At 42.3% G+C, this 6,308-nt stretch carries 9 protein-coding genes; 6 read left to right on the forward strand and 3 right to left on the reverse strand.

Annotated features, from left to right (window positions below):
* Positions 1–123: 123 nt before the first annotated feature.
* The 6 genes from P8O70_18265 to P8O70_18290 all read left to right on the forward strand — a co-directional run bounded on the left by P8O70_18265 (position 124) and on the right by P8O70_18290 (position 2,900).
* Positions 124–402, forward strand: a complete 279-nt coding sequence (locus tag P8O70_18265; GenBank protein MDG2198784.1) for a hypothetical protein — start codon at positions 124–126, stop codon at positions 400–402.
* 83 nt (positions 403–485) lie between these two features.
* Complete coding sequence (locus tag P8O70_18270; GenBank protein MDG2198785.1) at positions 486–713, forward strand: hypothetical protein; 228 nt, start codon at positions 486–488, stop codon at positions 711–713.
* Positions 677–1,345, forward strand: a complete 669-nt coding sequence (locus P8O70_18275) for a cytochrome C (protein ID MDG2198786.1) — start codon at positions 677–679, stop codon at positions 1,343–1,345. Before P8O70_18270 ends, P8O70_18275 begins: the two co-directional genes overlap by 37 nt.
* 244 nt (positions 1,346–1,589) lie before the next feature.
* Positions 1,590–1,997 carry a hypothetical protein gene (locus tag P8O70_18280; protein MDG2198787.1) on the forward strand — a complete coding sequence of 136 codons (408 nt, stop codon included), beginning with the start codon at positions 1,590–1,592 and terminating at the stop codon, positions 1,995–1,997.
* Between the two features lie 142 nt (positions 1,998–2,139).
* Positions 2,140–2,379 (forward strand): hypothetical protein, encoded by a 240-nt coding sequence (locus tag P8O70_18285; GenBank protein ID MDG2198788.1) that lies wholly within the window; start codon positions 2,140–2,142, stop codon positions 2,377–2,379.
* A gap of 80 nt (positions 2,380–2,459) precedes the next feature.
* Positions 2,460–2,900 (forward strand): hypothetical protein, encoded by a 441-nt coding sequence (locus P8O70_18290; protein MDG2198789.1) that lies wholly within the window; start codon positions 2,460–2,462, stop codon positions 2,898–2,900.
* 368 nt (positions 2,901–3,268) lie between these two features.
* Here P8O70_18290 and P8O70_18295 read toward each other — a convergent pair whose 3' ends face one another.
* The 3 genes from P8O70_18295 to P8O70_18305 all read right to left on the reverse strand — a co-directional run bounded on the left by P8O70_18295 (position 3,269) and on the right by P8O70_18305 (position 5,891).
* On the reverse strand, positions 3,269–4,162 hold the full coding sequence (locus P8O70_18295) for a PhzF family phenazine biosynthesis protein (GenBank protein MDG2198790.1): 894 nt from the start codon (positions 4,160–4,162) through the stop codon (positions 3,269–3,271).
* A gap of 180 nt (positions 4,163–4,342) precedes the next feature.
* Positions 4,343–5,233, reverse strand: a complete 891-nt coding sequence (locus tag P8O70_18300) for a dienelactone hydrolase family protein (GenBank protein MDG2198791.1) — start codon at positions 5,231–5,233, stop codon at positions 4,343–4,345.
* A 37-nt stretch (positions 5,234–5,270) separates the two neighbouring features.
* Complete coding sequence (locus P8O70_18305; protein ID MDG2198792.1) at positions 5,271–5,891, reverse strand: methyltransferase domain-containing protein; 621 nt, start codon at positions 5,889–5,891, stop codon at positions 5,271–5,273.
* Between the last annotated feature and the right edge of the window lie 417 nt (positions 5,892–6,308).

The raw sequence follows: 6,308 nt of genomic DNA on the forward strand, positions 1-6,308 counted from the left end.
AATTCTTTAATTCAAATTTTTAAGAGAAGAGAAATGACAGCTGACGAGATTCTTAGCAGGATACGCAGCCTTCGGCCAAGGAAATCTAAAAGCCTTTTCGAGTATCTTCTATAAAAGTGTAAAGTGAATGTAAATGAAAAACATTCTTTGCCTAAGGAGTACTTAGGGTTTGAAGCGTTCTTAGAAAGAAACTTGTCCAAACTTGACGCTGCTTATCCTGGAATCAAGATGGATATCGAAAAAGTTGTTTCTAACTCAACGGATGTAATCGTTTTTCTCAAGGTAACTTATGCAAATGTAGAAGCTTGCTCAGTCCACCATTTTTTGGTTCAAGATGGGCTTTTGGTAGAATTCAAAATCTATGATAACAGCCAACTAGCAGCGTCTACTACTCAAATCTGAAGAGAATAAATTGGAGGTTGATGAATTAGTTTAGGCGTATTTTACTATTGCTGAAAATTATTTTAATTACTCAGGAAAATAGTATGAAAAAGTTTTTCATTGCTTTAGTTAGCATTGTCATAATTTTATTTGTTGCTGTTGGAGGTGTGCATTTTTATGGATTACAGAATTTAAGCGCATATCAGCTTGATCGATTCACAACAGTAAAAGCTAGTAAATATTCGGTTGCCCCTGAGAGAGGAAAGCATTTAGCAACCATTAGTGGGTGCAACGGTTGTCATGGGGCAATTTTTCAAGGGAAAGTTTTATAAACGAGGCACCCATTGGGTATGTCCTGGCTCCTAATCTCATCCCTGCTGGACCTGCCGCAAATTATACAGATGAAGATTGGGTGAAGGCTATTCAGCATGGCATAGCAAAAGATGGTAGGGTGATGGTGATTATGCCCTCAAACCATTATTCGGCCTATGGTGATGATGATTTCGCTGCACTCATTTCCTACATGAAAACACTACCACCCGCTGAAAATAAATTTAGCTCCCGAGAAATTCAATTTCCTGGGTCGATTATATTTGGAATTCTTGCTTATGGTTCATGGCCCGCAAATCAAATTCCTCATGATGAAGTTGGTGGAAAAATAGCACCGATTATTGATGAATCCCTTGAATATGGTCAATCTTTAACAAGAATTACGGGATGTTACGAATGTCACGGAGAGAACTTGGCAGGAAAGGATCCAGACTCCGAAGGTTCACCTGGTCCAAACATCACTAGAAAGGGCAATCCTGGCAATTGGAATTTTGGGGAATTTAAGCAAGTTATGCAAACTGGTCAAACACCAGAAGGTAAGATGTTGAATCCAAAAAAAATGCCTTGGCCTCATTATGCAGTGATGTCTGATATAGAATTACGATCGCTGTGGTTGAGTTTAAATTCAATCTAAATGTAGCTAACTAATCGGTGGATCAATGTCTTAGCTGATACATTAGTTTTGCAATCGGTCGGTCTAAGCTTTCAATCTCAATTATGGAGGCCTTCTACCAGATCATTAACTCCTCACATTATTAAAATTGTACTTGCTTTTTGCACTACCTTCCAGGTGATCTTTTTTGAGTCAAACTCAAGCCTTCAGTTACAACTGCTTGTGTCTAAGCTAATTTTTCAAATTTAATTTCAAAAGCATCACAATGAAAAAGTGTCTAGCGGTTCTTGCCGCTGCAATCATCAATACTCCTGTGTTATTCGCAGGAGCGCATGTCAATATCCCAATTGATCATCTTGTGGATGGAATGCCTGTTATTTTTATGGTCACCGGGCAAAAGATCACCCCACAGCAACACTCTGAATTCAAGACAGCTGTTGACGAATGGTATGCATCAGACTGCTTCATGTCTCAGCAGCACTCAGTTGATATCGTAGTCGATGCAGATGGATCCGTTACCCACGTTGTACGTTGGGCCACTAAGGAAGCATTTCTACGTGATCAGGGAATTCAGTGTGAGGCATTTGAGTCTATGTTTGGCAAGATTGCTCAGATTGGTGGTGCTGATCTGAAAATGTCTGCAACCACATCGATTGCTCCTTCACCGAGATAATTGTATTCAGAATCAATTCATTAGAATTCTATCTGCTTTTTGTCAACCATAGACCGACCACTCAAATTGGTCAAATGACACTCACCATAAAAGTTTTAAATTCAAGGACTCACAAATGCTCAATACAATGGTGATCATAAAAATGGGTAATTGCACTTTTGATGATTGGAAAAAGGCTTTTGATGCTGACTCCGAAACCGATGCCCAATTCATGAAGGATATTATTGTCGGCAAAGTGGACGAACATACTGCAATTGTCAGTGCGGACGTGTTTGCTCCAGAAAAAATGGAAGCAATGATGTCTGATCCAGAATTTCAAAAAATTGAGGCTGAAATGGGTTTGGAGCACACTGTCTATCAAATCAACCCAGCCTCAGCTTAAAAAGTATCTTCCCAAGCGTGCCAGATCAGGACACTAACTTTATCTTGAAGATGTTTTCATACCCCTTCATTGGAGACTTCATGAAAGCTTACAAACTTATAATTACACTAGTATTTTCACTCGTGATATCTGGTTTTGCTTTTGCTTCTGAACCGATACCTGACACAGGTTGGGGGGCAGTTCTAAAAGTTCCAGTAGCAGAAGTTGAAAGAGTGGAGCAAGGTCTGATTGAGTGGTCAAATTGGATAAAGGATACTCATCCTATGGGTAAAGAAGAAAATGGTTTAGAAAGCCTGACCATTACGAAGAGTTATGCATCTGAAGATCACGTTTTCTACGTTATTGTGGAGCGTTACCGAGATAATGCTGGATTGAAAAATCATCAGCAACTTTTCCAGAGAGACGTAAGAGGTGCTTATTCAAACATGTTTGCCAAACTCTCTTTTTTTCGGCAGTACAGAATAGCGGGCTCAGAGCAGAATCAGACTCTGTACAGTCTGATTCCATCTGTAGACAAATAAACAGTTTCAGCTAGAACTTCTCCCAAGTTATTGACAACTGTTGGTGTTATTTGAGGTCTGTCCAGCCAAATAGCAGTTCTAATATGTCAGTGTGTTGGTGGATCAAATTTGATTGAGAATGATTCAGCTACAATAATTGTTAACGAGAATGTTTGAACGTAATCCCTAATAATTGTTGCAGATCTATTGATTGGCGGTGACGGGTACTTCGGAATTGTGGATATCCTTAACTCTTTTTTAATTGGTGGAGGTGGCAACACTTGAACTTTGTAGTATGCCCGGAATTACCAGGTTTTATAAAGACTCGTGTCGCTAAAGTTGAAAATCATTCTCAAGTTCACAGTCTAGGGACAAAGGAGAATTTCCTCTCAGATATGTAGATTACCCTCTGCTATCTGGATACAATTCCCACCAATCCAGGTGGTGGTTACCACACCGTTTCGCTTTCTTGCCCGGGCTCTCAGTTCACTCGGTCTGCCCATTTCAACTCCCTGAGCAATCCTCCAATCATAATCTCTGTCTAAACCTTCCTCCAAGTGAGTGAGTAATCCAGCCAAGGCACAATTTGCACTTCCGGTTGCAGGATCTTCGGTCATGCCGTCCAACGGAGCGAACATCCGAGTCTGCAGATCAAATTCATCCTCAGAGTGTACATAGAGATGCATCATTGATACGCCCTGCGCCTGGAGTACTTGAAAAGCGTCTAGATTCGGTCTCGCTTTTTCTAGTGCCTCTCGATCCTTCAATTCGACCATTAAGAAAGGCATACCCACAGAAGCAAGCTGCGGTCTGTGTCTATCCAAACGAATTGCTGAGCCTGGAAGATTCAGAGCTTGGCTGACCGATTCCAAACGGATCTCTGCTCCAAGTGAGAGAGGCGTGGGAGCCTGTAGTTCAAAGAAGGGATGACCGTCATCTGGATTTGTTATGGTAACTGGAACTAAACCAGCCTCTTCCTCAAAGACGACCTTCAGCGGAGGCTGGACTTCACCAAGATATCCGTTGCGATAGAGCGTGAAGGTGGTGCCCAGATTGGGGTGACCTGCAAACGGTATTTCTGAGGTAGGCGTGAAGATCCTCACTCGTTTGGTCTGGCCTTGTTTGGGAGGGAAGACGAAAGTTGTCTCGGAGAAATTGAATTCACGAGCGATCTGCTGCATTTGCTCATCGTTCAGACCACTAGCTTCTGGAACAACTGCGAGTTGATTCCCTTGAAAAGCATGTTTGGTGAAGACGTCACAGATGAAGAATTGGTAGGTCATCAAAGGAATAGGTCTGTCAGTAACAGGAAGCTTTGGCACCAGTCAGATGCCAGCATGATTCAATGTATTTTGAGTGAGCGCAGTGAGAGCAACACATCGCTAGATCGCAAATAGCAGAGATGACTCAGTTGGACCAAACGGCGCAATTACACCATCTCCCGTTTGTCCCTGCTTCTCTCCTTACACAGGAATTGCGGTGCCAGCGGCATTTCTAGCAACATAGTTTTGCGGAACTCCCGGAAATATTTCTTTAAATAGGCTCAACATGTTCATCGTAGAACGTCTATCCGAGCTTAAATGCAAATGCCCAGGAGACCCTAGCGTGGGAGGAAGCGCAAATCCGTGAGGGGTCCCTGAGTGATCATGAAAATTCCAATCAACCCCAGCTTCATTCATTTCAGCATAGAATCTTTCCTTGCTTTCATTTGGCACTAGATAATCAGTTGCACCGTTCTCAATCAATACGACTGCTTTTTTGTTATAATGGTTTTCACATAATTTCAGTGGTGGTATCGTTGCACCATATTTTGCTGCATTTGGATCTTCTCCGGTTTGCAACAGACCATGGAAAGAAACAACTCCCCCGACATCCAATCCACCTCGAATACACTCCAGCACCGCCATTCCCCCAAAGCAGTAGCCGATCGCAGCCGGGGCAAACGATTTGTCAACAAAAGGACTGTCCAAGCCTTTTTCCAACCAAATCTTCAGCAAAGCTCTGAATTTTTCATGATCGTGATCCAGTGAAACTAGCCCCTCAAAACACCGCTTCCTGAAAGCTGGCACGAGCTGCTCATCTTCCGGCCATAATCTTTGGTGGGGTGGCACGAGATCCCCATAAAGATCTGCCGCTAATCCGACATACCCCAATTTTGCCAGGTACTCTGCAACATCCAGTTCGAAGAACTTGAGCCCTTGAAAATTGTGAAAAATCAACACGAGTGGGCGTGGACCTTGTACCGCACTCGGCGCCACAAGATATCCTTTGTAGGTGTTGTCTCTGAAAGAAAAATTGATTTCTGATCTTCGGAGATCCGAACCACTGGGCGAATTTTCTTTTGATTGATTCATGGCTACCAAACAGAAATTTTTGTTTATTGATGATTGTTCAAACCAAGATTTTCTTGGCTGTTACGACATACAACGGATCAAAGCTGCTGTTTTCACTGACAAGTTGCTCAGACTGAATTTCACGAAACTCTCCTGTCCTCTCAAAGTACCAGGAAACTAGCCTACATTGATCCTCGCCGGTAAGCATTCTCCAAGCAAAGATTGCTTTTGTTGGGAACATTCTGTTTGAAAAACTCACACAACAGGTCCCATTCGGCCTTAAGACTCTGTAAATTTCTTTAAAGACCTGTACCGGAGAGGTTAAGTATTGAACTGATGCGGCAATCATACAAAGGTCAAATTCTTCATCACCATATGGCAGCTGCTGCTCCGTGTTTAGGTTCTGAATATGGAAATCAGTGAGCTGCGCATTGTTTTGCAGTTCAATTTGGTTCATTCCATGACCAGAAACCCTAGAGTAGTGCTTGTGATCAGGCAGGTGGGAGACCCAACTTGACATCAAATCCAGCACGGCATCACCATCTTTTAGTAACTGATTATAGTAGTTCTTCAGAACTTGACAGGCATTTTCGTCAATGTGCTTAACTAGCCGTGGGCTCGTATAAAAAATACTGTCATCATTGGAGTCTCCCTTGGTAAACAGCTGTTCTGGAATCATCTTTTATCCTGAAGAAAATATCAGTTAGTCTAGGTGGCAAATAGTGATGAAAAAGGTAGGACAGAAGACTGATTCGATGCAGCGAAGATGTCAATTGGTTGATGAGCGAGATTTGCTGACTGTCAAACTGGACGATCCAGAGAAGAATTCATTTAGAAGAAGAGCGTTTTCATTGTCACCATAGGTGCCACTCAGCCAATTTGTATGGACGCACTGCAGTGAATTCGACTAGAGGAAAAACCGAGGAATCGTTGAGTGTTTTAGGGAAGAAGAGGAAGAAGTTGTTATTGAACTTGAAGAAATGGTGGAGGTGGCGAGAGTCGAACTCGTTACGTATCTGCTTATTTACTGATTAAACTTACTACACGTGTCCACATACGTGTCCACTGTTCCAAAATTCACAACCTATTGTAGTAC

Source organism: SAR324 cluster bacterium (genome assembly GCA_029245725.1).
Classification (GTDB): Bacteria; SAR324; SAR324; order SAR324; family NAC60-12; genus JCVI-SCAAA005.